The sequence below is a fragment of the Cronobacter turicensis genome (assembly GCF_041222865.1).
Taxonomy (GTDB): Bacteria; Pseudomonadota; Gammaproteobacteria; order Enterobacterales; family Enterobacteriaceae; genus Cronobacter; species Cronobacter turicensis.
Genome location: NZ_CP165997.1, coordinates 3531642 through 3558395, shown reverse-complemented (window position 1 = coordinate 3558395; position 26754 = coordinate 3531642). Strand labels below are relative to the sequence as shown.

The 26754-nt window shown below is 57.4% G+C and carries 25 protein-coding genes; 9 read left to right on the top strand and 16 right to left on the bottom strand.

All coding sequences use genetic code 11. The annotated features are described in order from the left end of the window. The first annotated feature begins 9 nt into the window (after positions 1 to 9). Complete coding sequence (gene lpdA, locus AB8W27_RS17040) at positions 10 to 1434, top strand: dihydrolipoyl dehydrogenase (RefSeq protein ID WP_004388373.1); 1425 nt, start codon at positions 10 to 12, stop codon at positions 1432 to 1434. 51 nt (positions 1435 to 1485) lie between these two features. Here lpdA and AB8W27_RS17035 read toward each other — a convergent pair whose 3' ends face one another. Further along, positions 1486 to 2283 carry a DUF2950 family protein gene (locus AB8W27_RS17035; protein WP_041923198.1) on the bottom strand — a complete coding sequence of 266 codons (798 nt, stop codon included), beginning with the start codon at positions 2281 to 2283 and terminating at the stop codon, positions 1486 to 1488. A gap of 10 nt (positions 2284 to 2293) precedes the next feature. Further along, positions 2294 to 3769, bottom strand: a complete 1476-nt coding sequence (locus tag AB8W27_RS17030) for a DUF3300 domain-containing protein (protein ID WP_041923199.1) — start codon at positions 3767 to 3769, stop codon at positions 2294 to 2296. A gap of 903 nt (positions 3770 to 4672) precedes the next feature. Between AB8W27_RS17030 and acnB the strand changes: the two genes are divergently transcribed. Then, complete coding sequence (acnB, locus tag AB8W27_RS17025; protein ID WP_161577603.1) at positions 4673 to 7270, top strand: bifunctional aconitate hydratase 2/2-methylisocitrate dehydratase; 2598 nt, start codon at positions 4673 to 4675, stop codon at positions 7268 to 7270. Between the two features lie 85 nt (positions 7271 to 7355). On the opposite strand, the gene AB8W27_RS17020 is transcribed toward acnB, so the two are convergent. Continuing rightward, entirely contained in the window at positions 7356 to 7736 is a 381-nt protein-coding gene (locus AB8W27_RS17020; RefSeq protein WP_012815322.1) for a hypothetical protein, read from the bottom strand. A gap of 183 nt (positions 7737 to 7919) precedes the next feature. Between AB8W27_RS17020 and yacL the strand changes: the two genes are divergently transcribed. Then, positions 7920 to 8285 (top strand): protein YacL, encoded by a 366-nt coding sequence (gene yacL / locus AB8W27_RS17015; protein WP_007707680.1) that lies wholly within the window; start codon positions 7920 to 7922, stop codon positions 8283 to 8285. A 27-nt stretch (positions 8286 to 8312) separates the two neighbouring features. Here yacL and speD read toward each other — a convergent pair whose 3' ends face one another. The 3 genes from speD to AB8W27_RS17000 all read right to left on the bottom strand — a co-directional run bounded on the left by speD (position 8313) and on the right by AB8W27_RS17000 (position 10445). Next, the gene (speD, locus tag AB8W27_RS17010) at positions 8313 to 9107 is read right to left on the bottom strand and encodes an adenosylmethionine decarboxylase (protein WP_012815323.1); all 795 of its coding nucleotides are present in this window, start codon (positions 9105 to 9107) and stop codon (positions 8313 to 8315) included. Positions 9108 to 9121: 14 nt separating this feature from the next. Next, the gene (gene speE / locus AB8W27_RS17005; protein ID WP_032806177.1) at positions 9122 to 9973 is read right to left on the bottom strand and encodes a polyamine aminopropyltransferase; all 852 of its coding nucleotides are present in this window, start codon (positions 9971 to 9973) and stop codon (positions 9122 to 9124) included. Between the two features lie 124 nt (positions 9974 to 10097). Then, complete coding sequence (locus AB8W27_RS17000) at positions 10098 to 10445, bottom strand: YacC family pilotin-like protein (protein WP_015386992.1); 348 nt, start codon at positions 10443 to 10445, stop codon at positions 10098 to 10100. Between the two features lie 550 nt (positions 10446 to 10995). Between AB8W27_RS17000 and cueO the strand changes: the two genes are divergently transcribed. After that, on the top strand, positions 10996 to 12558 hold the full coding sequence (gene cueO, locus AB8W27_RS16995) for a multicopper oxidase CueO (protein WP_012815324.1): 1563 nt from the start codon (positions 10996 to 10998) through the stop codon (positions 12556 to 12558). 199 nt (positions 12559 to 12757) lie between these two features. On the opposite strand, the gene AB8W27_RS16990 is transcribed toward cueO, so the two are convergent. Further along, entirely contained in the window at positions 12758 to 15154 is a 2397-nt protein-coding gene (locus AB8W27_RS16990) for a glucose/quinate/shikimate family membrane-bound PQQ-dependent dehydrogenase (protein ID WP_012815325.1), read from the bottom strand. 192 nt (positions 15155 to 15346) lie between these two features. Between AB8W27_RS16990 and hpt the strand changes: the two genes are divergently transcribed. Next, positions 15347 to 15883, top strand: coding sequence for a hypoxanthine phosphoribosyltransferase (gene hpt / locus AB8W27_RS16985; protein WP_012815326.1), 537 nt, complete (start codon positions 15347 to 15349; stop codon positions 15881 to 15883). Between the two features lie 54 nt (positions 15884 to 15937). On the opposite strand, the gene can is transcribed toward hpt, so the two are convergent. Beyond that, on the bottom strand, positions 15938 to 16600 hold the full coding sequence (gene can, locus AB8W27_RS16980) for a carbonate dehydratase (RefSeq protein ID WP_012815327.1): 663 nt from the start codon (positions 16598 to 16600) through the stop codon (positions 15938 to 15940). A 108-nt stretch (positions 16601 to 16708) separates the two neighbouring features. Between can and AB8W27_RS16975 the strand changes: the two genes are divergently transcribed. The 4 genes from AB8W27_RS16975 (at position 16709) to AB8W27_RS16960 (ending at position 20245) form a co-directional block, all read left to right on the top strand. Beyond that, positions 16709 to 17635 carry an ABC transporter ATP-binding protein gene (locus AB8W27_RS16975; protein ID WP_007768866.1) on the top strand — a complete coding sequence of 309 codons (927 nt, stop codon included), beginning with the start codon at positions 16709 to 16711 and terminating at the stop codon, positions 17633 to 17635. Beyond that, the gene (locus tag AB8W27_RS16970; RefSeq protein ID WP_012815328.1) at positions 17632 to 18402 is read left to right on the top strand and encodes an ABC transporter permease; all 771 of its coding nucleotides are present in this window, start codon (positions 17632 to 17634) and stop codon (positions 18400 to 18402) included. Before AB8W27_RS16975 ends, AB8W27_RS16970 begins: the two co-directional genes overlap by 4 nt. Before the next feature lie 87 nt (positions 18403 to 18489). Next, positions 18490 to 18921: a PTS sugar transporter subunit IIA gene (locus AB8W27_RS16965; protein WP_041923201.1), complete on the top strand. Its 432-nt coding sequence runs from the start codon at positions 18490 to 18492 to the stop codon at positions 18919 to 18921. 79 nt (positions 18922 to 19000) lie between these two features. After that, positions 19001 to 20245 carry a polysaccharide deacetylase family protein gene (locus AB8W27_RS16960; RefSeq protein ID WP_041923202.1) on the top strand — a complete coding sequence of 415 codons (1245 nt, stop codon included), beginning with the start codon at positions 19001 to 19003 and terminating at the stop codon, positions 20243 to 20245. Between the two features lie 46 nt (positions 20246 to 20291). On the opposite strand, the gene panD is transcribed toward AB8W27_RS16960, so the two are convergent. The 8 genes from panD to sfsA all read right to left on the bottom strand — a co-directional run bounded on the left by panD (position 20292) and on the right by sfsA (position 26752). Then, on the bottom strand, positions 20292 to 20672 hold the full coding sequence (gene panD, locus AB8W27_RS16955; protein ID WP_004387652.1) for an aspartate 1-decarboxylase: 381 nt from the start codon (positions 20670 to 20672) through the stop codon (positions 20292 to 20294). Between the two features lie 97 nt (positions 20673 to 20769). Next, positions 20770 to 21624 (bottom strand): pantoate--beta-alanine ligase, encoded by an 855-nt coding sequence (gene panC / locus AB8W27_RS16950; protein WP_041923203.1) that lies wholly within the window; start codon positions 21622 to 21624, stop codon positions 20770 to 20772. A gap of 12 nt (positions 21625 to 21636) precedes the next feature. Beyond that, positions 21637 to 22431 (bottom strand): 3-methyl-2-oxobutanoate hydroxymethyltransferase, encoded by a 795-nt coding sequence (gene panB / locus AB8W27_RS16945; RefSeq protein ID WP_012815332.1) that lies wholly within the window; start codon positions 22429 to 22431, stop codon positions 21637 to 21639. A gap of 87 nt (positions 22432 to 22518) precedes the next feature. Beyond that, positions 22519 to 22998 (bottom strand): 2-amino-4-hydroxy-6-hydroxymethyldihydropteridine diphosphokinase, encoded by a 480-nt coding sequence (gene folK / locus AB8W27_RS16940; RefSeq protein ID WP_012815333.1) that lies wholly within the window; start codon positions 22996 to 22998, stop codon positions 22519 to 22521. After that, positions 22995 to 24395: a polynucleotide adenylyltransferase PcnB gene (pcnB, locus tag AB8W27_RS16935; protein WP_207552699.1), complete on the bottom strand. Its 1401-nt coding sequence runs from the start codon at positions 24393 to 24395 to the stop codon at positions 22995 to 22997. The genes folK and pcnB overlap by 4 nt, the downstream gene beginning before the upstream one ends. A 52-nt stretch (positions 24396 to 24447) precedes the next feature. Then, the gene (gene gluQRS, locus AB8W27_RS16930; RefSeq protein WP_041923205.1) at positions 24448 to 25344 is read right to left on the bottom strand and encodes a tRNA glutamyl-Q(34) synthetase GluQRS; all 897 of its coding nucleotides are present in this window, start codon (positions 25342 to 25344) and stop codon (positions 24448 to 24450) included. A gap of 69 nt (positions 25345 to 25413) precedes the next feature. Beyond that, positions 25414 to 25869, bottom strand: a complete 456-nt coding sequence (gene dksA / locus AB8W27_RS16925; protein ID WP_001155227.1) for an RNA polymerase-binding protein DksA — start codon at positions 25867 to 25869, stop codon at positions 25414 to 25416. Between the two features lie 178 nt (positions 25870 to 26047). Then, positions 26048 to 26752, bottom strand: a complete 705-nt coding sequence (gene sfsA, locus AB8W27_RS16920) for a DNA/RNA nuclease SfsA (protein ID WP_012815336.1) — start codon at positions 26750 to 26752, stop codon at positions 26048 to 26050. Positions 26753 to 26754: the final 2 nt, after the last annotated feature.

Genomic DNA, 26754 nt, shown 5'->3' with positions numbered 1-26754 from the left:
GAGGTCATGATGAGTACTGAAATCAAAACTCAGGTCGTGGTACTTGGGGCAGGCCCGGCAGGTTACTCTGCAGCCTTCCGTTGCGCTGACTTAGGTCTGGAAACCGTAATCGTCGAGCGTTACAGCACCCTGGGCGGTGTTTGCCTGAACGTAGGCTGTATCCCTTCTAAAGCGCTGCTGCACGTAGCTAAAGTTATCGAAGAAGCCAAAGCGCTGGCCGAGCACGGCATCGTTTTCGGCGAGCCGAAAACCGACATCGATAAAATCCGCACCTGGAAAGAAAAAGTCATCAATCAGCTGACCGGCGGTCTGTCTGGTATGGCCAAAGGCCGTAAAGTGAAAGTGGTGAACGGCCTGGGTAAATTCACCGGCGCGAACACCCTGGAAGTGGAAGGCGAGAACGGCAAAACCGTGATCAACTTCGACAACGCTATCATCGCGGCGGGTTCCCGTCCGATTCAGCTGCCGTTTATTCCGCACGAAGATCCGCGCGTATGGGATTCCACCGATGCGCTGGAACTGAAAGAAGTACCGAAACGCATGCTGGTTATGGGTGGCGGTATCATCGGTCTGGAGATGGGTACCGTTTACCACGCGCTGGGTTCAGAGATCGACGTGGTTGAAATGTTCGACCAGGTTATCCCGGCTGCCGACAAAGACGTTGTGAAAGTCTTCACCAAACGTATCAGCAAGAAATTCAACCTGATGCTGGAAACCAAAGTAACTGCCGTTGAAGCGAAAGAAGACGGTATTTACGTTTCCATGGAAGGCAAAAAAGCGCCTGCGGAAGCGCAGCGTTACGACGCGGTGCTGGTCGCTATCGGCCGTGTGCCGAACGGCAAAAATCTGGATGCAGGCAAAGCGGGCGTGGAAGTGGACGACCGTGGCTTCATCCGTGTTGACAAACAAATGCGCACCAACGTGCCGCACATCTACGCTATCGGCGATATCGTCGGTCAGCCGATGCTGGCGCACAAAGGTGTTCACGAAGGTCACGTTGCCGCTGAAGTTATCGCGGGCATGAAGCACTACTTCGACCCGAAAGTGATCCCGTCTATCGCTTACACCGAGCCGGAAGTGGCATGGGTGGGTCTGACCGAGAAAGAAGCGAAAGAGAAAGGCATCAGCTACGAAACCGCCACCTTCCCGTGGGCGGCGTCTGGCCGTGCTATCGCTTCCGATTGCGCAGACGGTATGACCAAACTGATTTTCGACAAAGAAACCCACCGTGTTATCGGCGGCGCGATTGTCGGCACCAACGGCGGCGAGCTGCTGGGTGAAATCGGTCTGGCTATCGAAATGGGTTGTGACGCTGAAGATATCGCGCTCACCATCCACGCGCACCCGACCCTGCACGAGTCTGTAGGTCTGGCGGCAGAAGTGTTCGAAGGCAGCATCACCGACCTGCCGAACCCGAAAGCGAAGAAAAAGTAAGTTTCTCTCGCTAAATAAAAACGCCTCTTCGGAGGCGTTTTTTTATGCCTGTTATTCAGCGGCGACTTTCTGCCAGCCGTCATCCGGATCAAACGCGGCGAGCGCCTGCGCCGTTTGCGACGATGACTGACCAGAATCTTTCTGATAAACGGTGTCATCCTGGGTCACGATAAAGCTCATTACCCCGGTCTCGCCGTAACGGACGGGCCACGCGATCATCGTAAAGCCGTTATCGTGAGCCGGTAAAAGACGAAAACGGTAACCGTGATAGCCGGCATCTGCGGTCTGCGGGCTGAACGCCGGGCCGAGCGGGCTTGGCGCCTCGCCAGGTTTTACCGGCCAGTAGAGCCCATCTTTTTGCCCCTCGCTGCTGATGATTTTCTGTGCGTAGCGCTGATTCAGGGCGTAATAACTCTGCTGTGCGTCAACACCCGCGTGCAGCGCCTCAATCGCGGCGAGTTCGTTGCGCCCTATTGTACGGGTGGCGATTTCATCCGCGGCGCCCTGCATATCGAACTGCCAGCCCTGCGCGCTTTTCACGATGGGGATCGGCAACTGCCAGCTTTGCGCGCCTACTTGCAGGTGCGCGGTATCGCCATGCTGTACCACATGATGGCTGACGTTCCAGTCACGCAGGAAGCGGTCAACCGCTTCAGGATCGGCCCCTTCGGGCGGCAATATCTGACGCCAGTCATTGCCGAGAAGATCACTGAGTGCGGTCTCGTTCTGCGTATCGATAGCCTGCGTCAGGGCATCGGCGGCCTGTTCCGGCGTGGCGAATTGCGCCAGCGCGAGGGCGTATGTTGAGGTTAAACCGAACGCCAGCGCGGCGAGGAATGTGAGTTTCACCTTTTTCTCCTTAGTGATGGCGTTCAGCGTGATGACGGACAGGATGCTGCGCCTTTAACGGCGTGTCCGAATGAGGGGGAGCTGCCCGTTGGCGGCTCTGTAAACCGCGTTGCTGCTGCGCCTGCCAGGTGGCGGAGCGGCTGTCGTTACCGCTGAGCGCGCTGGCGCGCGTAACGTGATAAGCCGCATTTCGTGGAGCCTGGTGAGCCTGGCGTTCCCGCGCGTTATGCGTACGGTTTGCCTGCCGCTGTACCGCGGGCTTACTGGTATCGTAACCGCGGTAATTGCTGCGCTGCGCACGCGCCTGTAGTGGCTGGCGGCCTGGCTGATGCGAAGCATTCGGCGCGGCGCGATGCCCTGTCGATTGCTGAAACCGTGCGGCTGCGGCCTGACGCTGCGACGCCCGGCTGGCGGGCGCCTGAGTCGCGCTCAGTCCCGTGGCGCTGGCAGGAGAGTGATACTGCGCGGCGACGCGGTTATCGGCATAGCGATACGCCGGGTTATGGCGCCAGGGTATCGTGTTCCCCGGCCGGTTTTCTCCCGTGATTTTATTGAAATTATTCACATTAATGTTGATGTTATCGCCGTTGTGCGAATAGCCGCCGTCATGATGATCGTGGTGGTGGTAATCATCGTCATGATGATGATGATCGTCATCATCCCAGTCGATGGCGCTGAACAGCGCATAGGTCGTGGCGACGCCGAGACTGTATCCCAGACCTTTAACAACACTGCTGCTGAACTGCTCGCCAGGCGTTGGGGGCAAATAAACGGGCGGATAAGCGGCATTTGGCCAGGCGCCGTAAACCGTGGCCGGGTTATAGGCGGGGACGTAAACCACGTCAGGGGTGGCGGGTTCGATTTCAATAATCGTTGAGCTGGGCGGTGCGGCGGTCGTTTGCTCTGCCGGAGCGGGCGGCGCGGTTTTGGTCAGTGTCGTCACCTTCTGCTGCGGCGAGGAGGTCAGCGCGCCTGTCTGTTGGGCCAGCGCGCGCAGGCGCTGTACCGAGGCCATGACATCATCGGGCTGCGCCAGAAAGGCGTCACCCAGGCTTTGTATCCACGGTGGGTTTTGCCCCAGCAGCGACATCAGTTGCGGGAAAGCGACCAGTGATTTCACGCTGGCGTCCCACGGTTGTCCGGCCACCGCCTGGATGGCGGCGTCGCCCTGCAGTGTGGGATGGTCCTGCGACCACTGCGCGGCCTGCACCAGGTTCGTGGGATAGGTGGCCGCCATCAATATTTGGGAGAGCAGCGCGTCAGGGTAGAGCGCGACGGGCGCCACCCATTGATCGATTTGCGCGGCTGAAAACGTCGGGGCGGCTGGCGTAGCAGGCGCAGCCTGTGTTGCCGCGGGTTGCGCGGCAACAGGCATTTGGGCAGGGGCGGCGGGAGCCTGACTTTTCACAAACAGGACGCCTGAGGCGGCAAACAGCCCGGCGCTGCACAGTAGCGCGAGCAGGTGTGGCTTTAAAGGCAACTTCATAAATGACTCCGGGGCTAACGGTGCCTTACGGCGTGGTGTTGCCGCGAGTATTATCTACTCGTGTTTTCCTTTTTTAACGTTAATGGGGAAAGGGAGCGCGTAGTCCGGAATAAGAATGCGAGTATTTATTACACGATTATAACCGATAACGGAGCGCAGGGCGGGGAGATGTAAAAGACCGCCCTTGCGGGCGTCAGCAGCTTAATTGCCCAGATTCACCACCAGCAGCACCGTGATGTCGGAAATATTCCAGCCACCGTGCGATGCCGCCAGCAGCGAACCCAGCGCAACGATGAGCGCAAAAAGCCAACGCATCTCCATTGCGAGTAGTCCCGAAGGCGCTACGTTGATCCTCTCTTCACCGGGAAAGGCAGAACCAGGCAAGTGTGTTATACCTGCCACGTAGGTTGTTGGAACTGCTTCCGGGCCCGGTGACTGGCTGCTACACCAGCGAAGCAGGCCAGGCGCTACTGTAGCGGGCCAGAGAGGAGGGCGGAAGGCGTTTTCTGGGCTTGCAGCAAGTTACATGTAAATTCTGAAAGCGGTACGCAAAACGTACAAGTGGGCTTGCGGGTCTGCCTTTCTGATGTCACTATTCGCCCTGTGTTATACCTGCCATACAAACTGTACAACGGTCCCTGCTACCACCCGCGTACAACAAAGAAACCGCCACACGGCGGTTTTTTTGTGCCCCAAAACACACTTCTGAAACGCCTTCTGCGCAGCTTAACGATTCAGCAAATATTTAATGTTGCTTTTTTGTAAACAGATTAACACCCCATCAAATTCCTGCTATTCTCCCCGTCGCGGATCCGGGCATTTACCCTACAAACTGCTGTCTCACAGGAGCGTGAAGAGAGAAGCCTGGCTCCCACTATGACAATGAGAGCGAGGAGAACCGTCGTGCTAGAAGAATACCGTAAGCACGTAGCTGAGCGTGCCGCCGAGGGGATTGTAGCCAAACCCTTAGATGCAACCCAAATGGCCGCACTCGTCGAGCTGCTGAAGAACCCGCCTGCGGGTGAAGAAGAGTTTCTGTTAGACCTGCTGACCAACCGCGTACCCCCGGGCGTTGACGAAGCCGCCTATGTAAAAGCAGGTTTCCTTGCCGCTGTCGCCAAAGGCGAAGCCACCTCCCCGCTGGTAACCCCTGAAAAAGCCGTTGAACTCTTAGGCACCATGCAGGGCGGTTACAACATCCATCCGCTGATCGAAGCGCTGGATAACGACACGCTGGCGCCGATTGCCGCCAAAGCGCTGTCCCATACGCTGCTGATGTTCGATAACTTCTACGATGTGGAAGAGAAGGCGAAAGCGGGCAACGCTTACGCGAAGCAGATCATGCAGTCCTGGGCTGACGCCGAATGGTTCCTGTCTCGTCCCGCGCTGGCAGACAAAATCACCGTCACCGTGTTTAAAGTGACCGGCGAAACCAACACCGACGATCTCTCTCCGGCGCCGGATGCCTGGTCGCGCCCGGATATCCCGCTGCACGCTCTGGCGATGCTGAAAAACGCCCGTGAAGGCATTGAGCCGGATCAGCCTGGCGTGGTCGGCCCGATCAAACAGATCGAAGCGCTGAACCAGAAAGGCTTCCCGCTGGCCTACGTCGGCGATGTCGTCGGCACCGGCTCATCCCGTAAATCCGCCACCAACTCCGTGCTGTGGTTTATGGGCGATGACATCCCGTACGTGCCGAACAAACGCGGCGGCGGCGTGGTGCTGGGCGGCAAAATCGCGCCAATTTTCTTCAACACCATGGAAGATGCGGGCGCGCTGCCTATCGAAGTGGACGTCTCTTTGCTGAACATGGGCGATGTGATTGACATCTATCCGTTCAAAGGCGAAGTGCGTAACCACGAAACTGGCGAGCTGCTGGCGAATTTTGAACTCAAAACCGACGTACTGATCGACGAAGTACGCGCGGGCGGTCGTATTCCGCTGATTATCGGCCGTGGCCTGACCACCAAAGCGCGTGAAGCGCTGGGCCTGCCGCACAGCGACGTGTTCCGTCACGCGAAAGATGTGGCTGAAAGCAACCGCGGTTACTCGCTGGCGCAGAAGATGGTCGGTCGCGCCTGCGGCGTCGCCGGTGTCCGTCCGGGCGCGTATTGCGAGCCGAAAATGACCTCCGTAGGCTCACAGGACACCACCGGGCCGATGACCCGTGATGAACTGAAAGACCTGGCGTGCCTCGGCTTCTCCGCCGATCTCGTGATGCAGTCCTTCTGCCACACGGCGGCGTATCCGAAGCCGGTTGACGTTACCACGCACCACACCCTGCCGGACTTCATCATGAACCGCGGCGGCGTGTCGCTGCGTCCTGGCGACGGCGTCATTCACTCCTGGCTGAACCGTATGCTTCTGCCGGATACCGTCGGCACCGGCGGCGATTCCCACACCCGTTTCCCGATCGGGATTTCGTTCCCGGCGGGCTCTGGCCTGGTGGCGTTCGCTGCCGCGACCGGCGTAATGCCGCTCGATATGCCGGAATCCGTTCTGGTGCGCTTTAAAGGCCAGATGCAGCCGGGCATTACGCTTCGCGATCTGGTGCATGCTATCCCGTACTACGCGATTCAGCAGGGCCTGCTGACCGTTGAGAAGAAAGGGAAGAAAAACATCTTCTCCGGTCGCATTCTGGAAATCGAAGGGCTGCCGGATCTGAAAGTGGAGCAGGCCTTTGAGCTGACCGACGCCTCTGCCGAGCGTTCTGCGGCGGGTTGTACCATCAAGCTCAACCAGGAGCCGATCATTGAGTATCTCAGCTCCAACATCGTGCTGCTGAAGTGGATGATTGCGGAAGGCTACGGCGATCGTCGTACGCTGGAGCGTCGTATCCAGGGCATGGAGAAGTGGCTGGCCGATCCGCAACTGCTGGAAGCCGATGCTGACGCCGAATACGCGGCGGTGATTGAGATCGATCTCAATGAGATTAAAGAGCCGATTCTCTGCGCGCCGAACGATCCGGACGACGCGCGTCTGCTCTCTGACGTCACTGGCGATAAGATTGACGAAGTGTTTATCGGCTCGTGCATGACTAACATCGGTCACTTCCGTGCGGCGGGTAAGCTGCTGGATACCCATAAAGGCCAGCTGCCGACCCGTCTGTGGGTGGCCCCGCCGACCCGTATGGACGCCGCGCAGCTCACCGAAGAGGGCTACTACAGCGTCTTCGGTAAGAGCGGCGCGCGTATCGAGATCCCGGGCTGCTCGCTGTGCATGGGTAACCAGGCGCGTGTGGCAGACGGCGCGACGGTGGTTTCCACCTCAACCCGTAACTTCCCGAACCGTCTCGGTACTGGGGCGAACGTCTATCTGGCGTCTGCCGAACTCGCCGCCGTCGCGGCGCTGATTGGTCGCCTGCCGACGCCGGAAGAGTATCAGCAGTTCATGTCCCAGGTCGATAAAACCGCGGTGGACACGTACCGTTATCTGAACTTCGACCAGCTGGATCAGTACACTGAGAAAGCGGACGGCGTGATTTTCCAGACGGCGGTATAACGCAAGCCTGCCCGGCGTGACTCGCGTCGGGACAGCCAGTAAAAAGGGAAGCCAGTGGCTTCCCTTTTTTATTGCGCTAAATGGCTCAGGATTCCGCTTTACCGTCGTAGCGCGGCAGATTCACGACCGGGTAGGTAAACTCGCCCTCCACCTGACAGCGTTCCGGTTTCTGCTTGCCGGCGTCAAACAGTACATAGCGCTCCTTTTCCGGGAAATAGATCAGATCGTCGCCGTTACGAAACGAAATGGTCTCATAAGGCGTGCCGTTGTCGGTTTTGCTCTTCTCAATGCCGGAGGCTATCTGGAAGTGGTCTTCCCACTTCATGGTCGAGAGATGATATTTAAAAAAGGAGACCAGCACGTTGCCGCGGTTAACGCATTCAAGGCGAACCGCTTCGCCGGCATACGCGTGGGAGAGCGGCAGCGCGGCGATCAGCAGCGCGCGGCGCAGAAGAGTAAAGTTCACAGGCAACCCCATTACAACAGCACTTAAGATAAACCAAGAGTAACACAGCGAATGCAACGGCTCGTCTACGACGGTGTTTTCAGTTTCGTCGGCGGCTGCGCTTTTCTTTCCGTTTCATGCTGCGATAATAACAAGAGATAAACAATGCAGCGGCCAGGCGACGCCGGGCCAGAGGAAAACACCATGGATTATGAATTCTTGCGCGACATCACCGGCGTGGTGAAAGTCCGCCTCTCAATGGGCCACGAAGCGCTCGGGCACTGGTTCAACGAAGAGGTGAAAGGCAATCTGGCGCTGCTGGATGAAGTCGAAGCGGCGGCGCGGGACGTAAAGGGCAGCGAGCGTCAGTGGCAGAAAACCGGCCATGAATACACGCTGTGGCTGGATGGCGAAGAAGTGATGGTGCGCGCCAATCAGCTGGAGTTTTCCGGCGACGAAATGGAAGAAGGGATGAGCTATTACGATGAAGAGAGCCTGTCGCTCTGCGGCGTTGAGGATTTCCTTCAGGTAGTGCAGGCGTACCGCGACTTTCTGGCGCAATACGGCTAACGCGGCGCCTCCGTGCGCCGCGCAGGGTTATACGGACGGAATATTGCGTCCGTAATAGATTTCACGCATCTCTTTCCAGAGCAGGTCAGTAATGATCTTGCGCTCTTCTTCGGTTAACTCTTCCGGCCGGGTATGGAACATGTAGTGCTTAAGGTCGAACTCTTTAAGCAGCATTTTGGTATGGAAGATGTTTTCCTGATAAACGTTCACGTCCATCATGTCATACAGCGATTTAATGTCGTCAGACATAAAGTTCTGTATTGAGTTAATCTCATGATCGATAAAGTGTTTCATGCCGTTCACGTCGCGGGTAAAGCCGCGCACGCGATAGTCGATGGTCACGATATCGGATTCAAGCTGGTGAATTAAATAATTCAGCGCCTTCAGAGGCGAAATCACACCGCAGGTCGACACTTCAATATCGGCGCGAAAGGTGCACAGGCCGCCTTCAGGGTGGCTTTCCGGGTAGGTGTGGACGCAAATATGGCTCTTGTCGAGGTGCGCGACCACCGTCTCCGGCAGCGGGCCGGGGTGCTCGGTTTTGTCGATAAGCTGCGGGTCGACGGGTTCTTCGCTCACCAGAATCGTGACGCTGGCGCCCTGGGGTTCATAGTCCTGACGTGCGATATTCAGAATGTTGGCGCCGATAATCGAGCAGGTTTCCGTCAGGATTTCCGTAAGACGGTTGGCGTTATAGAGTTCATCGATATACGCGATATAGCCATCGCGCTCTTCCGCCGTTTTGGCGTAGCAAATATCGTAAATACAAAAACTCAGGCTTTTGGTCAGGTTGTTAAAGCCATGCAGTTTCAGCTTTTTCAATTTTTATCACCTCCTTAGGATGCCTGAGACGCCAGGGCATCTTGCAAATATTGCGGCAGAGCGAAAGCTGCCGTATGAATGGCCGGATTGTAATAACGGCACTTCAGCCCCGCGGTGTGAAAGCGCGCCTGTAAGGTTTCGAGCGGGAGTTTGCGCAGGGCGTCGTTATCAGTCGCCCAGGCGAACGTCATAATGCCACCGTAGTAGGTGGGAATGGCCGCCTGATAAAAGCTCACATCGCCAAAGTAGTGGCTGAGCTTTTTATGACTGTCGATGGCTTCATCCTGCTGGAGAAAGCAGACGCCGTTCTGCGCGACGAAAATCCCGCCCGGATTCAGGCAGCGCTTGCACCCTTCATAGAACGCCGACGTGAACAGGCTCTCTCCCGGCCCGATGGGATCGGTGCAGTCGGAGATAATCACATCGAATTTCTGGGTCGTCTGGTTGACGAAATTCACGCCGTCGTCAATCACCAGCGTAAAGCGCGGATCGTCATAGCTACCGGCATTGTGGTTAGGCAGATGCTCGCGGCAAAACGCCACCACGCCTGCGTCGATTTCCACCATCGTGATAGATTCCACGCCCTGGTGGCGAGTCACTTCACGCAGCATGGCGCCGTCGCCGCCGCCGATAATCAGCACGCGTTTCGCGTGGCCGTGGGCCAGCAGCGGGACATGCGTCATCATCTCGTGATAGATAAACTCGTCGCGTTCGGTGGTTTGCACCACGCCGTCCAGCGCCATCACCCGACCAAAGGCGGAGTTCTCGAAAATAATCAGATCCTGATGATCGGTCTTTTCGCGATAGAGCACTTTGTCGACGGCAAAGTATTGACCAAACTGATCGTGCAGCGTTTCGTGCCACATTGGATTCTCGGTCACTGGCTGATACCTCCTTCGTTAACAACCCTTAAAAATGGGCGCAACATCATAGCTAACTATGACCGTGGATGCACGGTCACCATTTCACCAAAGGAGCAGGGGAGGGGGATTACTTCACGTAGGCAAGCAGGCTTAACGAATCACGCGCCAGGGCTTTGCACTTTTTAGCGGTAGGAATAGCGATGCCGCTCAGATCGCGGTAACTGTCCTCGCCGAGCGCCTTCATATTAAAGCTGTCATAATTGCTTAGATCCCACTGATTCTGCTGGGCGAAAAAGACCAGCGCGCGGCGGATCTGGCCGTTCGGCAGGTTCTGGTAGCCACAATCATTTTTCAGAAATACAAAAACAGCCGTCAGGTCGGCCATGTCTTCCGCTTCTGATTCACTGAGCGCAAAACTGTTGGTGGAAAAGGCCAACAGACAGCCCAGAAACATTAGCCTGACTACTTTTCTCATCACGTCTACCACTCGCCAACCGATACCCAACGATAGCACATTTCATTCAGGCGCGACGAGGGGATTTCACCCCTCAGCGGGCTGATAAATTCCCATATCAAGCGGTCTGGTGCGAACGTCAGGTAGCGGAAAGCGGGCAGGAAAAGTACCTTTCAACGATTAAGAAAACACGCGGGCTTACGCACTGAAGAGCAAACAACCGAACGGATGAAACGATAAAAGTCATCGGCGTGGAGTCTTACGTCTGAACCCTTTTTTATGGCCCGCTTCTAACCTTTTGATTTTTATGGCGCGTAGCTCAGTGAAGAAAAAAGGGTTTTAGCCGGGAAAAGGCAAAATTTGTTTTTAATTCAGGCAATCCGGTAATATTCGCTCTTGTTCACTGCCGTACAGGCAGCTTAGAAAATGCCGCCCAAGGCATGACACGCAGCGAATACGTTCACTGCCGTACAGGCAGTCTCACATCTTATTCCTTCACCGCCAGACTTGACCTTCCCGCAAGGGGAGGGTTTAAGCTCAACGGGTGCACGTTGACGATAAGGACGGGAAGATGCAACGCCGAGATTTTATTAAGTATACCGCCGCGCTGGGGGCGATAAGCGCGCTGCCGACATGGAGCCGGGCCGCGTTTGCCGCAGAGCAACCCGCGCTGCCCCTCCCCGCGCTACTCACGCCGGACGCCCGCAGCAGCATCCAGCTCACGGTTCAGGCGGGTAAAACCGCATTTGCGGGCAAAAATGTCACGACCTGGGGCTACAACGGTTCGCTTCTGGGCCCGGCGATAAAACTGCGCCAGGGCAAGCCGGTAAATGTCAATATCCGCAATAACCTCGCCGAAGCGACCACGTTGCACTGGCACGGTCTGGAAGTGCCGGGGGCGGTGGACGGCGGGCCGCAGGGCATTATCGCGCCGGGTCAGACGCGCAGCGTGAGCTTCACGCCTGAGCAGCGCGCCGCAACCTGCTGGTTTCACCCGCATCAGCATGGCAAAACCGGTCATCAGGTAGCGATGGGGCTGGCGGGGCTGTTGCTTATCGAAGATACCGAAAGCCTGCAACTGATGCTGCCCAAAATCTGGGGCGTCGACGACGTGCCGCTGATCATTCAGGATAAGAAATTCACCGCCAACGGTCAGGTCGATTATCAGCTGGATGTGATGACCGCTGCGGTGGGCTGGTTTGGCGATACGCTACTGTGCAACGGCGCGATTTATCCGCAGCATACGCCGCCGAAAGGCTGGCTGCGTCTGCGTCTGCTGAACGGTTGTAACGCGCGTTCGCTGAAAATCGCCGCGAGCGATAACCGCCCGCTGTACGTTATCGCCAGCGACGGCGGCCTGCTGGCGGAGCCGGTGAAAGTGACTGAACTGCCGATGCTGATGGGCGAGCGTTTTGAAGTGCTGGTGGATACCAGCGACGCGCGGCCTTTCGATATCGTGACATTGCCGGTCACACAAATGGGCATGACGGTCGCGCCATTTGATAAACCGCAGCCGGTGGTGCGTATTCAGCCTGTCGTGGTGCCCGCCTCGGGGACACTGCCGGATAAGCTGGTGGACGTTCCGGCGCTGCCTTCGCTCGACGGGCTTCAGGCGCGCTGGCTGCAATTAATGATGGACCCGATGCTGGATATGATGGGCATGGATGAACTGGCGAAGCGCTACGGTAAGCAGGCGCTGGCAGGGAATTCGCACGGACAGATGATGGGCCAGATGGGACACGGGAAGATGTCGCATGGCGCCATGGGCCACGATGGTCACGGGTTTGATTTCCATAACGCCAATAAGATCAACGGTAAAGCCTTTGATATGAACGCGCCCGCGTTTGCGGCGGCGCTCGGCAAGTACGAGCGCTGGACCATTTCCGGCGAGGGCGACATGATGCTGCATCCGTTCCATATCCACGGTACGCAGTTCCGCATTTTGACTGAGAACGGCAAGCCGCCCGCCGCGCATCGCGCCGGATGGAAAGATACGGTATGGGTGGAAGGCGCGCGCAGCGAAGTTCTGGTGCGGTTTGATTACGCGGCGTCAGCCGAGCATGCCTATATGGCGCATTGTCATTTGTTAGAGCACGAAGACACCGGGATGATGTTAGGGTTTACGGTGGCGTGATGGATACGCGTTAATGGCGGGTGCGCTGTGCTTACCCGCCCTACAAAAGGATTATGGCGAGCTCTGTGTAGGGTGGGTAAGCGAAGCGCACCCACCGGTTCCCGAATAAATACACTGGTCCCAAATAAAGCCCGGCCCACAAACCGCGCCCATAAAAAAAAGCCCCTCGATGAGGGGCTTTTTGCTTTCCGATACGGTATTACTTCGCATCATCCGGCAGGGCATAGGCAACGATGTAATCGCCCATTTTGGTACCGAACGAACCGTGGCCGCCTGCAGAGATCACGACATACTGCTTGCCGTTCACTTCATAGGTCATCGGCGTCGCCTGGCCGCCAGCCGGCAGGCGGGCTTCCCACAGCTTCTCGCCGTTGGTCACGTTGTACGCGCGCAGATAGTTATCCGCGGTCGCACCGATGAACAGCACGTTGCCGCCGGTGGTGATCGGGCCGCCAAGCATCGGCATACCCATGTTAAACGGCACCGCGAACGGCATCGGGAACGGCATGCTGTCGCGCGGCGTACCGATACGTTTTTTCCACACCACGTCGTTGGTCTTCAGATCCAGCGCGGAGATATAACCCCATGCCGGCTGCTTACACGGCAGACCAAACGGAGAGAGGAACGGGTTCAGGGTGACGCCATACGGCACGCCGTACTGCGGCTGGATACCGGATTCCGTACCGGTGCCCTTCGCGTCTTTCGGCTGCTCCATCGGGTTGCCCGGACCACGCGGGATAAGCTTCGATACGAACGGCAGCGCCATCGGGTTGGCAATCGCCACCTGACGGTGCGGGTCAACGGCCAGGCCGCCCCATTCGAACATCCCCAGGTTACCCGGGAACACCAGCGTGCCCTGCTCGGACGGCGGCGTGAAGATGCCCTCGTAACGCAGGCTGTGGAACATCACGCGGCAGACCAGCTGGTCATACATCGTGGCGCCCCACATATCCGCGCCGCTCAGATCTTTCTTCGGACGGAAGGAAAGGTCAGAGAACGGCTGCGTCGGCGTTACGTAGTCGCCTTTCGCGGCGCCCTGCGGAACCGGTTTTTCCGGCGCCGGGACGACGAGCTTACCGTTACGGCGATCCAGCACGAAAATGTTGCCGGTTTTCGCAGGCGCGTAGATGACCGGAACGGTTTCGCCTTTCACGGTAATGTCAGCAAGGGTCGGCTGCGCAGGCAGGTCCATATCCCACAGGTCGTGGTGAACGGTCTGATAAGACCACACCAGCTTACCGGTAGACGCGTTCAGCGCGACGATGGAGCTCGCGTAGCGTTCCTGCTCCGGTGTGCGATTACCGCCCCAGATATCTGGCGTGGTCACGCCCATCGGCAGGTAAACCATGTCGAGTTTCGCATCATAAGACGCCGGCGCCCAGGAGTTCGGGGAGTTCAGCGAGAAATGATGTTCATCCGCCGGGATCGCATTCGGGTCTTTCGCGCCCGGATCGAACGCCCACAGCAGCTTACCGGTATTGATATCAAAACCACGGATGACGCCGGACGGCTCACGGGTGGAGAAGTTATCGGTCACCGCGCCTGCAATGACAATCACCTTATCGGTGACGATCGGCGGCGATGTCGGCTCGTACATACCTGGTGTAGTCACCGGCATGTTGGTTTGCAGGTTCAGAATACCTTTATTGGCGAAGCTTTCGCACAGCTTGCCGTTATCCGCATTCACCGCAAACAGACGACCGTCGTTCACCGGCAGGATAATACGACGCGGACAATCCGCGACGACATCCGGGTTGGCATTCGCCGTGGTCGCTTCGTGATACGACACGCCGCGGCACGTGACGTGCTGGAAGGTCGGGTTCGTATTCAGTTGCGGATCGAAGTGCCATTTTTCTTTACCGGTCGCGGCATCAACGGCGAAAAGACGCTGGTGCGCGGTGCAAAGGAAAAGGGTGTCGCCGACTTTAATTGGCGTCACTTCGTTAGTAATTTCACCTGGGTCATTCGGCAGCTTCAGGTCGCCGGTGCGGAACACCCAGGCTTCTTTCAGCTGATGAACGTTGTCGGTGTTGATCTGCTTGAGCGGGGAGTAACGCTGGCCTTCCTGGTTACGCCCGTAAGCCGGCCAGTCGCCGTCAGGAATGCTCTGGCTGCCGTTCACGGCGGCAGGGGTGCTGTCCGCGCTGAGCGTGCCGTTGATTTCCTGCGGATCGTTAAAGCCTGCCCAGAACAGCAGCCCGGCAGTAATGATTAACGAGACCAGCAGCGCCGGTACGCCTGCGCGAGACGGCGTGCTGAGGCGACGCCAGACAAACGGCAGAATCAGCCATACGCCGAAGAACACCAGCACGTCACAACGCGGCGTCAGCGCCCAGAAGTCGAAGCCGACTTCCCAGATGCCCCACGCCATCGTACCTAACAGGATGATTGCGTAGAGCCACAACGCCGCAGCGTTACGTTTCCACAGCAGCCAGGCGGTCGCCAGCATGCCTACCCCGGCGATGGGGTAGTACCAGGAACCACCGATTGAAACCAGCCATATACCACCAACCAATAAATACAGTCCTGATAATGCTGCGAACAGGGCTGTGAGAATCACGAGAAGCCGTGATTGTGTCTTTTTTGTTTCTTCCATAACCACACTCTTAATTTTTAAGTAGCAAGTTATTATAGTTGTTAACATATGTGATCTTAATCACAAAAAGAGCTTTTCGCACTTTTCTGTCGGAAGGGCGTTTTGCTGGTATACTGCCCCGCTTATCTATCGTTACCGGCAGCAGCCGCAGCGGGTATCGGTGATTTATTTTTAAATCAAACGGTTAGCGATATGAAACATACTGTTGAAGTGATGATTTCCGAGGCGGAAATTAAGGCGCGCGTCGAAGAACTGGGGCGTCAGATTACTGAGCGTTATCAGGACAGCGGCAGCGAAATGGTGCTGGTAGGGCTGCTGCGCGGCTCATTTATGTTCATGGCGGACCTGTGCCGTCAGGTTCACGTGGCGCATGAAGTCGATTTTATGACCGCCTCCAGCTACGGCAGCGGCATGTCCTCCACGCGCGATGTCAAAATCCTTAAGGATCTGGATGAAGATATCCGTGGCAAAGATGTGTTGATCGTCGAAGATATTATCGACTCCGGCAACACGCTCTCCAAAGTGCGCGAAATCCTGAGCCTGCGCGAGCCGAAATCCTTGGCCATCTGTACGCTGCTTGATAAACCGTCGCGCCGTGAAGTGGATGTCGCCGTGGAATATGTCGGCTTCTCCATCCCGGATAAATTCGTGGTGGGCTACGGCATCGATTATGCCCAGCGCTATCGCCATCTGCCGTATATCGGCAACGTCGTGATGCTGGAAGAGTAAATCCGGCGCACAAAAAAGGGGCCAGCGGCCCCTTTTTTTATTTCACGCTCGCCCTTATTTATGGCTGGCGTGGGTTTTCTGGATATTGGATACGCCTTTGCGATAGCCCTGTTCCAGCGTTTCGCGGTCAGTAGCGGTCACGTCCAGATCGCGCAGAAGACCGTCGTGGATGCCGTAGGCCCAGCCGTGAAGCGTCACTTTCTGGCCGCGTTTCCAGGCGGACTGCATGATGGTGGAGTGGCCGAGGTTATAGACCTGCTCCATCACGTTCAGCTCGCACAGCGTGTCGAGGCGTTTTTCCTGCGGCAGTTCGCCCAGCAGCGCGCTATGTTTAAACCAGATGTCGCGAATGTGCAGCAACCAGTTGTTAATCAGGCCCAGTTCCGGGTTTTCCACCGCCGCCTGCACGCCGCCGCAGCCGTAGTGACCGCAGATGATGATGTGCTCAACTTCCAGCACGTCAACCGCGTACTGGACGACGGAGAGGCAGTTAAGGTCGGTATGGATAACCAGGTTCGCCACGTTGCGGTGAACGAAAATCTCGCCCGGCTCAAGGCCAGTGAGGCGTTCAGCCGGTACGCGGCTGTCGGAACAACCGATCCACAGGAAGCGCGGTTTCTGCGCCTGCGCCAGACGTTCAAAAAAGCCAGGGTCTTCTTCCACCAGCATTTTTGACCAGACTTCGTTATTACTAATGAGTGTGCTGATATCTTTCATAGAGGTTAACAACCTGTAACCAGACAATTGCGTTGGGGTAATATAGGGCAACTAAACTTTTTTTTAAACCACACAACTTCTGCAAGTAAATAAGGTGACTGTACTTTCATGACCATTGCACTGGAACTGGAGCAGCTTAAAAAGACATATCCCGGCGGCGTGCAGGCGCTACGCGGCATTGATTTACAAGTCGAAGCGGGAGATTTCTACGCCCTGCTGGGGCCGAACGGCGCGGGGAAATCCACCACTATCGGCATCATCAGTTCGCTGGTAAATAAATCGTCCGGTCGGGTGCGCGTGTTTGGGTACGATCTGGAACGGGATGTGGTTAACGCGAAACGCCAGTTGGGTCTGGTGCCGCAGGAGTTTAACTTCAACCCCTTCGAGACCGTGCAGCAGATCGTGGTGAACCAGGCGGGTTACTATGGCGTTGAGCGTCGCGAAGCGGTCGAGCGCAGCGAAAAGTATTTAAATCAGCTCGATCTTTGGGAAAAACGCAACGAACGTGCGCGTATGCTTTCAGGCGGGATGAAGCGTCGTCTGATGATTGCCCGCGCGCTGATGCATGAGCCGAAGCTGCTGATCCTCGATGAGCCAACGGCGGGCGTGGATATCGAACTGCGCCGCTCGATGTGGGGCTTTCTGAAAGATCTTAACGATAAAGGCACCACGATTATCCTCACCACCCACTATCTCGAAGAAGCGGAGATGCTGTGTCGCAATATCGGCATCATCCAGCGCGGTGAGCTGGTGGAAAACACCTCGATGAAGTCGCTGCTATCCAAGCTTAAATCGGAGACGTTCATCCTCGATCTGGCCTCGAAAAGCCCGCTGCCGAAGCTCGAAGGCTATCAGTATCGTCTGGTGGATACCTCAACGCTTGAGGTGGAAGTGCTGCGCGAGCAGGGCATTAACAGCGTCTTTAATCAGCTGACCGCGCAGGGCGTTCAGGTGCTGAGTATGCGCAACAAAGCGAACCGTCTTGAAGAGCTGTTCGTCACGCTGGTGAATGATAAACAAGGAGAGCGCGCATGATGCAGCTTTACTGGGTCGCCCTGAAAAGTATCTGGGCGAAAGAGGTGAACCGATTTGCCCGCATCTGGATACAGACGCTGGTGCCGCCGGTCATCACCATGACCCTCTATTTTATTATCTTCGGCAACCTTATCGGCTCGCGTATCGGCGAAATGCATGGCTTCTCGTACATGCAGTTTATCGTGCCGGGTCTTATCATGATGGCGGTGATCACTAACTCTTACGCCAACGTGGCGTCGTCGTTTTTCAGCGCCAAGTTCCAGCGCAATATTGAAGAGCTGCTGGTGGCCCCGGTGCCGACGCATGTGATTATCGCCGGTTACGTGGGCGGCGGCGTGGCGCGCGGGCTATGCGTCGGTATTCTGGTAACCGCCGTGTCGCTGTTCTTCGTGCCGTTCCAGGTGCACTCATGGCTGTTTGTCGCCCTGACGCTGCTGATGACCGCCATTCTGTTCTCGCTCGCCGGGCTGCTGAATGCGGTGTTCGCCAAGACCTTCGACGATATCAGCCTGATCCCGACCTTCGTGCTGACGCCGCTGACCTATCTCGGCGGGGTGTTCTATTCGCTGACGCTACTGCCGCCGTTCTGGCAGGCGCTGTCGCACTTGAACCCGATCGTCTACATGATTAGCGGTTTCCGCTTCGGTTTCCTCGGGATCTCCGATGTTCCGCTGCTGTTTACCGTCGCGGTGCTGGCGTGCTTTATCATCGCGTTCTATCTGCTGTGCTGGTATCTCATCAGCCGCGGGCGCGGCCTGCGTTCCTGACGGGCTAACCGCGTCGGCGTTGATGAAAATCACGCCGACGCGTCGCCACTTCGCTACACTATCCCGCCGTTTCGAAGGAGATTCACCATGCCAGGCTGGGTTATCGCCTGCCACGATTACATCGCCCGCGACTACTCGCAGCAGCTTGAAGCGCAGTTTGGCCCGCTTGCGCAGTGCAGGACGGTTAATTACTGGGCAGGGCTTAGCACCAATATGTTAAGCCGCATGATGTGCGACGCGCTCTGGCATGTGGATACGGGCAACGGTGTGATTTTCCTGACCGACACCCCCGGCGGCGCGCCGTATCGCGCCGCGGCGCTGATGAGCCACAAGCATCCGCATTGTGAAGTCATCGCCGGCGTCACCTTATCGCTGCTGATGCAGATGTATCCGCTGCGTAAATCGTTGACCAGCGAGGCGTTTCGCGATGCTATCGTGCAGGCGGGCGGCGAGGGCGTTACCAGCCTGTGGCATGAGCAACAAAAAAATCCCCCGTTTGTTTTACTGCACGATTACTGATTACCAGGCTTGGTATTCATGTCACTTTTGTTAAAATGTGCATAATTTCACCTCTGGCAGTCACTGTTCCATCACTCCTATGCTAAATCGTCTCTTTTTCTGTCTGCTGCTGGCTGCAGGTGTCGCGCAGGCCAGCCTGCTCGGTCGCGAACAACCCTCTGCGCAATATATGCAAATCACCGAAGATGCCGCGATCTGGGCGAAGGTCGGCGATAGCGTTCAGACGGTCGGCACCGTCCGCGAAGGGCAATTGCTCGCCGTGGTGCCGATTGCCGCCGACTACTATGAATTTCGCTTCGGCTTCGGCACCGGGTTTATCGATAAAGCGCATCTGACCGGCGTGCAGGGCAGTAACCGCGTAAAAGACAGTCTCGGCGATCTGAATAAGCCGCTCAGCAACCAGAATCTGCTCACCTGGCGGGATGTCACCATCTATAACGAGCCGGATGCGAACAGCGCGCCGTTCGGCACGCTCGCGGAAAACCTGCGCTACCCTGTCGTCGGCAAGCTGAAAGACCGCCTCAACCAGACCTGGTATCAGATCCGCATTGGCGACCGGCTGGGTTATATCAGTAGCCTGGACGCGCAGGAAGATAACGGCATTCCGGTGCTGACGTACCACCATATCTTGCGCGATGAAGAGAACACCCGGTTTCGCCACACCTCGACCACCACGTCCGTGCGCGCCTTCAGCAACCAGATGACATGGCTGCGCGATCAGGGCTATGCCACGATTAGCCTCTACGATCTCGACGGCTACGTGCATAACCGTGTGAATCTGCCCGCCCGCGCGGTGGCGATCACTTTCGACGATGGGCTGAAGTCGGTTTATCGCTACGCGTATCCGGTACTGAAAGAATATGGCTTTAAAGCGACGGCGTTTATTATTTCGTCGCGCATTAAGCGCCAGCCGCAGCGGTGGGAGCCGAAATCGCTCCAGTTTATGAGCGTTTCCGAGCTGAAATCGATTCAGGGCGTGTTTGATATCCAGTCGCACACCCATTTTCTGCATCGCACCGACGGCGCGCGCCATCCGATTTTGTTAAGCCGCACGTATCACAACATTCTCTTTGATTTTCAGCGATCTCGCCGCGCGCTCTCACAGTTCAATCCGCACGTGCTGTTTCTCTCTTATCCGTTCGGCGGGTATGACGATAAGGCGGTGAAGGCGGCGGGCGACGCCGGGTTTCATCTGGCGGTGACGACGGTGAAGGGGAAAGTGAAGCCGGGCGATAACCCGTATTTGCTCAAGCGGCTCTATATTCTGCGCACCGATTCGCTGGAGACGATGGCGAAAATCATCAGTAACCAGCCGCAGGGATAAAAAAAAGCCCTCGCGAGGAGGGCGTTATGGCGATGCGGGAGGGCGGTTACGCCACCTGCACCGGCACCGCTTTGGCGAGACGTTTCATCTCGTTGTCGCCATCAAAATAGGCGACTTTCGGCTGCCAGCTGCGCGCCTGCTCATCCGGCATGGTCACGTAGCTTGCGATAATCAGGATATCGCCGACATCCGCGCAGTGGGCCGCCGCGCCGTTCACCGAAATGATCTTCGAGCCGCGCTCGCCCGCGATGGCGTAAGTCGAAAAGCGTTTGCCATTGGTCACGTTGTAGATATCAATAGCTTCATATTCCAGAATGCCCGCGGCCTCGAGGAAATCCTGATCGATGGCGCAGGAGCCTTCATAATGCAGGTCCGCCTGAGTAACTTTGACGCGGTGCAGTTTACCCTGCAACATGGTGCGAATCATAACTTGAACCCTGTTTACCTGAATGTCGTCAGAGCCGGGCGGTGACCCGGCTCCAGGAATTTATCCCGGGCAGTATTGCCCTTTTTACCCATGCTGTCTACTGGGTTAATTCCACGGTCTGATTGTCGATTAACCGCGCCTGGCCGAGCCACGCCGCCATCAGAATCACCGCCCGATGGCTTGCCGGTGAGAGCGCCTGCAGCGTGTCGGCATCGCGGATTTGCAGGTCGTCCGGACGGAAACCTTTCTCGCTGAGTTCGTCGCTTGCCGCGGCGATAATCGCCTCCAGATCGCGCTCGCCCGCGCGCAGTTTGTCCGCCATCGCGTTCATCACTTTGCTTAAGCCCGGCGCGATTTTACGCTGGTCGCTGGTGAGATAGCCGTTGCGGGAGCTGAGCGCCAGCCCGTCTTTGGCGCGTACCGTCGGCACGCCGACAATCTCGATGTCATAACCCATGTCGGCCGTCATTTTGCGGATCAGCGCGAGCTGCTGATAATCCTTTTCGCCAAAGCAGGCGACATCCGGCTGCACCAGGTTAAATAGCTTGCTGACCACGGTCGAGACGCCGCGGAAATGGCCCGGACGGCTTGCGCCTTCCAGCATCGTGGAAAGGCCTGGCACGTCAACATAGGTCTGGTCATTCATGCCCTGCGGATAGACCTCTTCCGGCGTGGGGGCGAACACGAAATCGGCGCCGCGTTTTTTCAGCTTTTCGCAATCTTCCTGAAGCGTGCGCGGGTAGCGCGCCAGATCGTCGGCGCGGTCAAACTGCATCGGATTAACGAAAATACTTACCACCACCGCGTCGGCGTTGGCTTTCGCCTCGTCCACCAGCTTCATATGACCGTCGTGAAGATTGCCCATGGTCGGCACCAGAGCGATGCGTTTGCCTTCCATGCGCAGGCGACGGATCTGCTGGCGCAGCAGCGGCAAGGTTTCAATAATCAGCACAATGACACTCCTTTAGTGAAAACTGTGTTCTTCGCCCGGATACGCGCCGGACTCCACTTCAGCAATATACTGGCGCACCGCGGCGCGCATATCGCCCGCTTCAGCCAGGAAGTTTTTGGCAAATTTCGGGATGTGACCGCCGGTAATGCCGAAGGCGTCATGCATCACGAGAATCTGCCCGTCAGTGACGTTACCGGCGCCGATGCCGATAACCGGAATGGAAAGCGCGTCGGTGATGCGCTGCGCCAGCGCGACTGGCACGCACTCCAGCACCAGAAGCTGCGCGCCGGCGGCTTCTAAGGCCAGCGCGTCGTTAAGCAGCGTCTGCGCGGCGGCTTCATCGCGGCCCTGTACTTTATAGCCGCCGAAAATATTGACGGATTGCGGGGTCAGCCCCAGATGCCCGCACACCGGCACCGCGCGCTCGGTCAGCATACGTACCGTGTCGGCAAGCCACTGGCCGCCTTCAATTTTCACCATATTGGCGCCCGCGCGCATGACGGCGGCGCTGTTTTCAAAGGCCTGCTCAGGCGTGGCATACGCCATAAACGGCAAATCAGCGAGCAGAAGACAGTGCGGCGCGCCGCGGCGTACAGCGCGCGTATGATAGGCGATATCGTCGACGGTGACCGGCAGGGTCGAATCGTGGCCCTGGACGGTCATGCCCAGCGAATCTCCCACCAGCATGACGCCAATTCCTTCTTCTTCAAAGAGTTTCGCAAAGCTGAAATCGTAGGCGGTGATGGTGGCGAATTTTTTGCCGGTTTCCTTCAGGCGTCGCAATTGAGAAATGGTTGTCGGTTTCATGGGTGTCCCGCAAACAGAAAAAAAGCAGTGTAAACGATGCGTTTACGGGAGGATACCGCGAGGAAATACGAAGGGGAACTTTTTGATTTACCAGTGGCGAATTGCTGAACAATCAAGGCGTTTGAGCACATCGGCCAGACGCTCGCCATCCGGGAAGCGCAGCGCGGGCGCTATCTCTGAAAGCGGCAGCAGCATAAAGGCGCGGTTTTTCATGTCGTAGTGGGGAACGGTCAGCCGCTCGGTGTTTATCGTCGCGTCGCCAAACAGCATGATGTCGAGATCGAGCGTACGCGGGCCCCAGCGCTCCGCTTTACGCACGCGCCCCTGCTCAAGCTCAATGCGCTGCGTGTTATCGAGAAGTTCTTCGGCGCTAAGCGTCGTCTCCAGCGCCACGGCGGCATTCAGGTAATCGGGCTGATCCTGCGGGCCAAGCGGCGGGGTGCGATAAAAAGAAGAGGTGGCCACAATGCGGCTGTGAGGAATACGCGCCAGCGCGGCCAGCGCGTTATTGACCTGAGAAAGCGGCTCGGCAAGATTGCTGCCGAGCGCGATAAAGGCCAGCGTCACGCGTTACCCTCGCGGCGCGGGGTGGTGCGACGGCGTGGACGACGCGTACGGCGACGCGCGGCCGGTTCGTCGCCCAGATCGTTGAGCATATCTTTTTGCATCGGCGGCGCGGCGGACTGGAATTCGCCCCACCAGTTCGTCAGGCGTTGCAGCTCGCTGTTGCTTTCCGCTTCGGCGCGCAGCGCCAGAAGATCGTAGGCGGCGCGGAATTTCGGATGCTCCATTAACTTCCACGCGCGTTTTCCCTGACGGCGAGACAGGCGCAGTTGCAGCATCCAGATATCGCGGATAAGCGTCGTGATGCGTTTGGGAATAGCCAGCGAGCGGCAGGCTTCATCCAGCACGTCGTTCATGGCGAGCGCGAACGCGTCGTAGTAGGCAAGGCCGCTCTCCTGGGCGATTTTCTGCGCCATTTCGAGCTGCGGATACCAGAACATCGCGGCGAACAGGAACGCCGGGTTCACGCGCATATCATTGTGAATGCGATGATCGGTGTTCTTCAGTACCTGCGCGATGATGCGCTCCATCGGGCTGTCGCCTTTCTCAGTGAAATAGCGGCTGATACCCGGGAACAGCGGCTGGAACAGGTTGTATTCGCACAGCAGGCGATACGTCGCATAGCCGTAACCGGCCTGCAACAGCTTCAGCGATTCTTCAAACAGACGCGCCGGCGGCACATCGTTCAGCAGCGTGGCGAGGCGCGGGATAGGCTCCCCGGTTTCCGGGCTGATGCGCATATCAAGCCGTGCGGCGAAGCGCACCGCGCGCAGCATACGGACCGGATCTTCGCGATAGCGCGTTTCCGGATCGCCGATAAGGCGAATAATGCCTTCGTTGAGATCGTTCAGGCCGCCGACATAATCACGTACCGTGAAATCGGCCACGCTGTAATAAAGGCTGTTGATGGTGAAATCGCGGCGCTGGGCGTCTTCTTCGATGGAGCCGAAAATGTTGTCGCGCAGCAGCATGCCGTTCTGGCCGCGCTGGGAGGTGGCGCGATCGCTTTCGCTCTCTTCGTGATGGCCGCGAAAAGTGGCCACTTCAATGATTTCCGGCCCGAACATCACGTGCGCCAGGCGGAAACGACGGCCGACCAGGCGGCAGTTGCGGAACAGCTTACGGACCTGATCCGGCGTGGCGTTCGTGGTCACGTCAAAATCTTTCGGCTTTTTGCCAAGCAGCAGATCGCGCACACCGCCGCCGACAAGCCAGGCTTCATAGCCCGCTTTATTCAGGCGGTACATCACTTTAAGCGCGTTCTCGCTGATATCTTTGCGGGAGATAGCGTGCTGTTCACGCGGGATTATGGTTATGGCGGGCTGTGCGACGCCTTCGTCAACCACGCTCTCCTCGCGGTTTAACACCTTACGGCAAAAATTAGCGACTCGGGTAAAAATGGTGCACCTCGGTAGTGTCAGACTCTGGACAAAAAACAGCGGCTAATATAGCTCAGCGCAACGCATTTGAGAATGCCGGATTCGCGGCTACCGCCGCAGGCACCGCGCTGAGAACCCATTTTTCCACCGCCTGACGCAACAGCGCTTCGGTGGAAAGCGAACGCCAGTCGTCATCGACCGGCTGGTTTAAAAACCTCAGCGCCTCAACCAGCACTGGCCGCGGATCGCCTTTGGGCAGCGGCGGCGCGTGGTTCTGTTTGGAAAGCTTATTACCATCCGGGTTCACCACCAGCGGCAGATGCACGTAATCCGGCGCCTGCCAGCCAAGTTGCTGGTAAAGCGAAATCTGGCGCACCGTCGGTTCGATAAGATCCGCCCCGCGCACGATTTCCGTCACGCCCTGGAAATGATCGTCGACGACGACGGCCAGGTTATAGGCGAACAGGCCGTCGCGGCGGTGAATAATAAAATCTTCGCGGGCGAGCGCCGGGTCGGCGATGATTTCACCGCGCAGCGTATCGGTAAACGCCATAACCGGGTGCGTCTGCACCAGGCGTACGGCGGCGTTCTCCGGGCCGTGATGCAACGCGCGGCAGTGGCCGTCGTAAATGCCGCCCCGTTGTTGAATGCGGCTGCGCGGGCAGGTGCAGTAGTAGCTTAGCCCGTGCTCGCGCAGGTACGCCAGCGCCTCGCGGTAGGCCTCGTGACGCTGCGACTGATACAGCACCTCGCCGTCCCAGTGCAGGCCGTAATGCTCAAGCTGGCGTAAAATCGCGTCGGCGGCACCCGGCACTTCGCGCGGCGGATCGATATCTTCGATACGCACAAGCCAGGCGCCCTGCAATGCACGGGCCTGAAGATAACTGCCGAGCGCGGCAATCAGCGAGCCGAAATGCAGTTCGCCGGAAGGTGAGGGGGCGAAACGCCCAACGTATGGCTTAACAGACATGGTGATGGCAGATATAAAAGAATACGGCGGGAAAATCCCGCCGTAAGTGTTATTAATTTGCGTCGGCGATTAGCCGGCCATCTGTTTTTCGCGGATTTCAGCGAGCGTCTTACAGTCGATGCACAGATCGGCGGTCGGACGGGCTTCCAGACGACGGATGCCGATTTCAACACCGCAGGATTCGCAGTAGCCGAAATCTTCGTCTTCCACTTTTTTCAGCGTCTTTTCAATCTTCTTGATAAGCTTGCGTTCGCGGTCGCGGTTACGCAGCTCAAGGCTGAACTCCTCTTCCTGGGCGGCACGGTCTACCGGATCCGGGAAGTTTGCAGCTTCATCCTGCATATGGGTTACGGTGCGATCGACTTCATCCCGGAGTTGATTACGCCATGCCTCAAGAATACGCCTGAAGTGCGCCAGCTGGGCTTCGTTCATATACTCTTCGCCCGGTTTCTCCTGATAAGGCTCCACCCCAGCGATGGCGAGAATACTCAGGGACGATGTTTTACGGTTTTGCCCTTCTTGCATGTTGCTTCTCCTTAACACGCACTATCGATCCCCTTCTCGGGGGAAAAATCAGGCCGCTATAAATAACAGAAGCTTTTCCGGATAGCAATTATCTAAACGTTACACTTGACAACCCTGTGAGGAAAAGCGTATTTGCGCACGCGGCCGTATCATTATTAGTCGATTGCGGATCAACTGGTTATAAGCGAACCGGCAAAGGCGACGTCAGCGTTATCTCACTGGCGGAAAGCGAGGCCTTCCAGGCCAGCACTTCCACCCCCTTGCGCTGCGCCTCGCTCAGGAGCTCGGCATAGCGTTCATCAATATGGCGCGCCGGGGCGACCTGCGTAATGGCGGAGTGCAACACGGCGAACAACAGCACGGCGCGATCCCCTTGTTCCACTACGCTCATCAGCTCCCGCAAATGCTTCTGACCGCGCGCGGTCACCGCATCCGGGAAGTACCCTGAATCCTGCTCCGACAGCGTCACGGATTTCACCTCAATATAGCAGTTAACCTTGTCACTCGCCTGCAACATAAAGTCGATGCGGCTGCGTTCGGCACCGTACTTGACTTCACTCTTCAGGCTCTCGTAACCGACGAGCGCAGGCAGCCTCTGCGCCTGCAAGGCCTCTTTCACCACCGTGTTGGCGCGCAGCGTATTCACGCAAATAAAAGCGCCGTCACGGGTTTCAGTTAATTCCCAGGTGTGCGGATATTTGCGCGTCGCGACGTCAGAGGTGGAATACCAGACGGTATCCCCCGGCGTCGCGCAGCCGGTCATCGCACCGGTGTTCGGGCAGTGCAGGGTTAAGGTGTCGCCTTGCGGCGTGACCACATCGGCAAGAAAGCGCTTGTAGCGCTGAATCAGCCGGGCCGGTTGCAGTGCGGGCGTAAATTCCATGT

What these genes read in the sequence shown, in the direction of transcription:
- lpdA (WP_004388373.1), top strand. Translation starts at nt 10, where the DNA reads ATGAGTACTGAAATCAAAACTCAGGTCGTGGTACTTGGGGCAGGCCCG.
- AB8W27_RS17030 (WP_041923199.1), bottom strand. Translation starts at nt 3,769, where the DNA reads ATGAAGTTGCCTTTAAAGCCACACCTGCTCGCGCTACTGTGCAGCGCC.
- yacL (WP_007707680.1), top strand. Translation starts at nt 7,920, where the DNA reads ATGGATTATGAATTCTTGCGCGACATCACCGGCGTGGTGAAAGTCCGC.
- speE (WP_032806177.1), bottom strand. Translation starts at nt 9,973, where the DNA reads ATGTGGCACGAAACGCTGCACGATCAGTTTGGTCAATACTTTGCCGTC.
- AB8W27_RS17000 (WP_015386992.1), bottom strand. Translation starts at nt 10,445, where the DNA reads ATGAGAAAAGTAGTCAGGCTAATGTTTCTGGGCTGTCTGTTGGCCTTT.
- cueO (WP_012815324.1), top strand. Translation starts at nt 10,996, where the DNA reads ATGCAACGCCGAGATTTTATTAAGTATACCGCCGCGCTGGGGGCGATA.
- AB8W27_RS16990 (WP_012815325.1), bottom strand. Translation starts at nt 15,154, where the DNA reads ATGGAAGAAACAAAAAAGACACAATCACGGCTTCTCGTGATTCTCACA.
- hpt (WP_012815326.1), top strand. Translation starts at nt 15,347, where the DNA reads ATGAAACATACTGTTGAAGTGATGATTTCCGAGGCGGAAATTAAGGCG.
- can (WP_012815327.1), bottom strand. Translation starts at nt 16,600, where the DNA reads ATGAAAGATATCAGCACACTCATTAGTAATAACGAAGTCTGGTCAAAA.
- AB8W27_RS16975 (WP_007768866.1), top strand. Translation starts at nt 16,709, where the DNA reads ATGACCATTGCACTGGAACTGGAGCAGCTTAAAAAGACATATCCCGGC.
- AB8W27_RS16970 (WP_012815328.1), top strand. Translation starts at nt 17,632, where the DNA reads ATGATGCAGCTTTACTGGGTCGCCCTGAAAAGTATCTGGGCGAAAGAG.
- AB8W27_RS16965 (WP_041923201.1), top strand. Translation starts at nt 18,490, where the DNA reads ATGCCAGGCTGGGTTATCGCCTGCCACGATTACATCGCCCGCGACTAC.
- AB8W27_RS16960 (WP_041923202.1), top strand. Translation starts at nt 19,001, where the DNA reads ATGCTAAATCGTCTCTTTTTCTGTCTGCTGCTGGCTGCAGGTGTCGCG.
- panD (WP_004387652.1), bottom strand. Translation starts at nt 20,672, where the DNA reads ATGATTCGCACCATGTTGCAGGGTAAACTGCACCGCGTCAAAGTTACT.
- panB (WP_012815332.1), bottom strand. Translation starts at nt 22,431, where the DNA reads ATGAAACCGACAACCATTTCTCAATTGCGACGCCTGAAGGAAACCGGC.
- gluQRS (WP_041923205.1), bottom strand. Translation starts at nt 25,344, where the DNA reads ATGTCTGTTAAGCCATACGTTGGGCGTTTCGCCCCCTCACCTTCCGGC.
- dksA (WP_001155227.1), bottom strand. Translation starts at nt 25,869, where the DNA reads ATGCAAGAAGGGCAAAACCGTAAAACATCGTCCCTGAGTATTCTCGCC.
- sfsA (WP_012815336.1), bottom strand. Translation starts at nt 26,752, where the DNA reads ATGGAATTTACGCCCGCACTGCAACCGGCCCGGCTGATTCAGCGCTAC.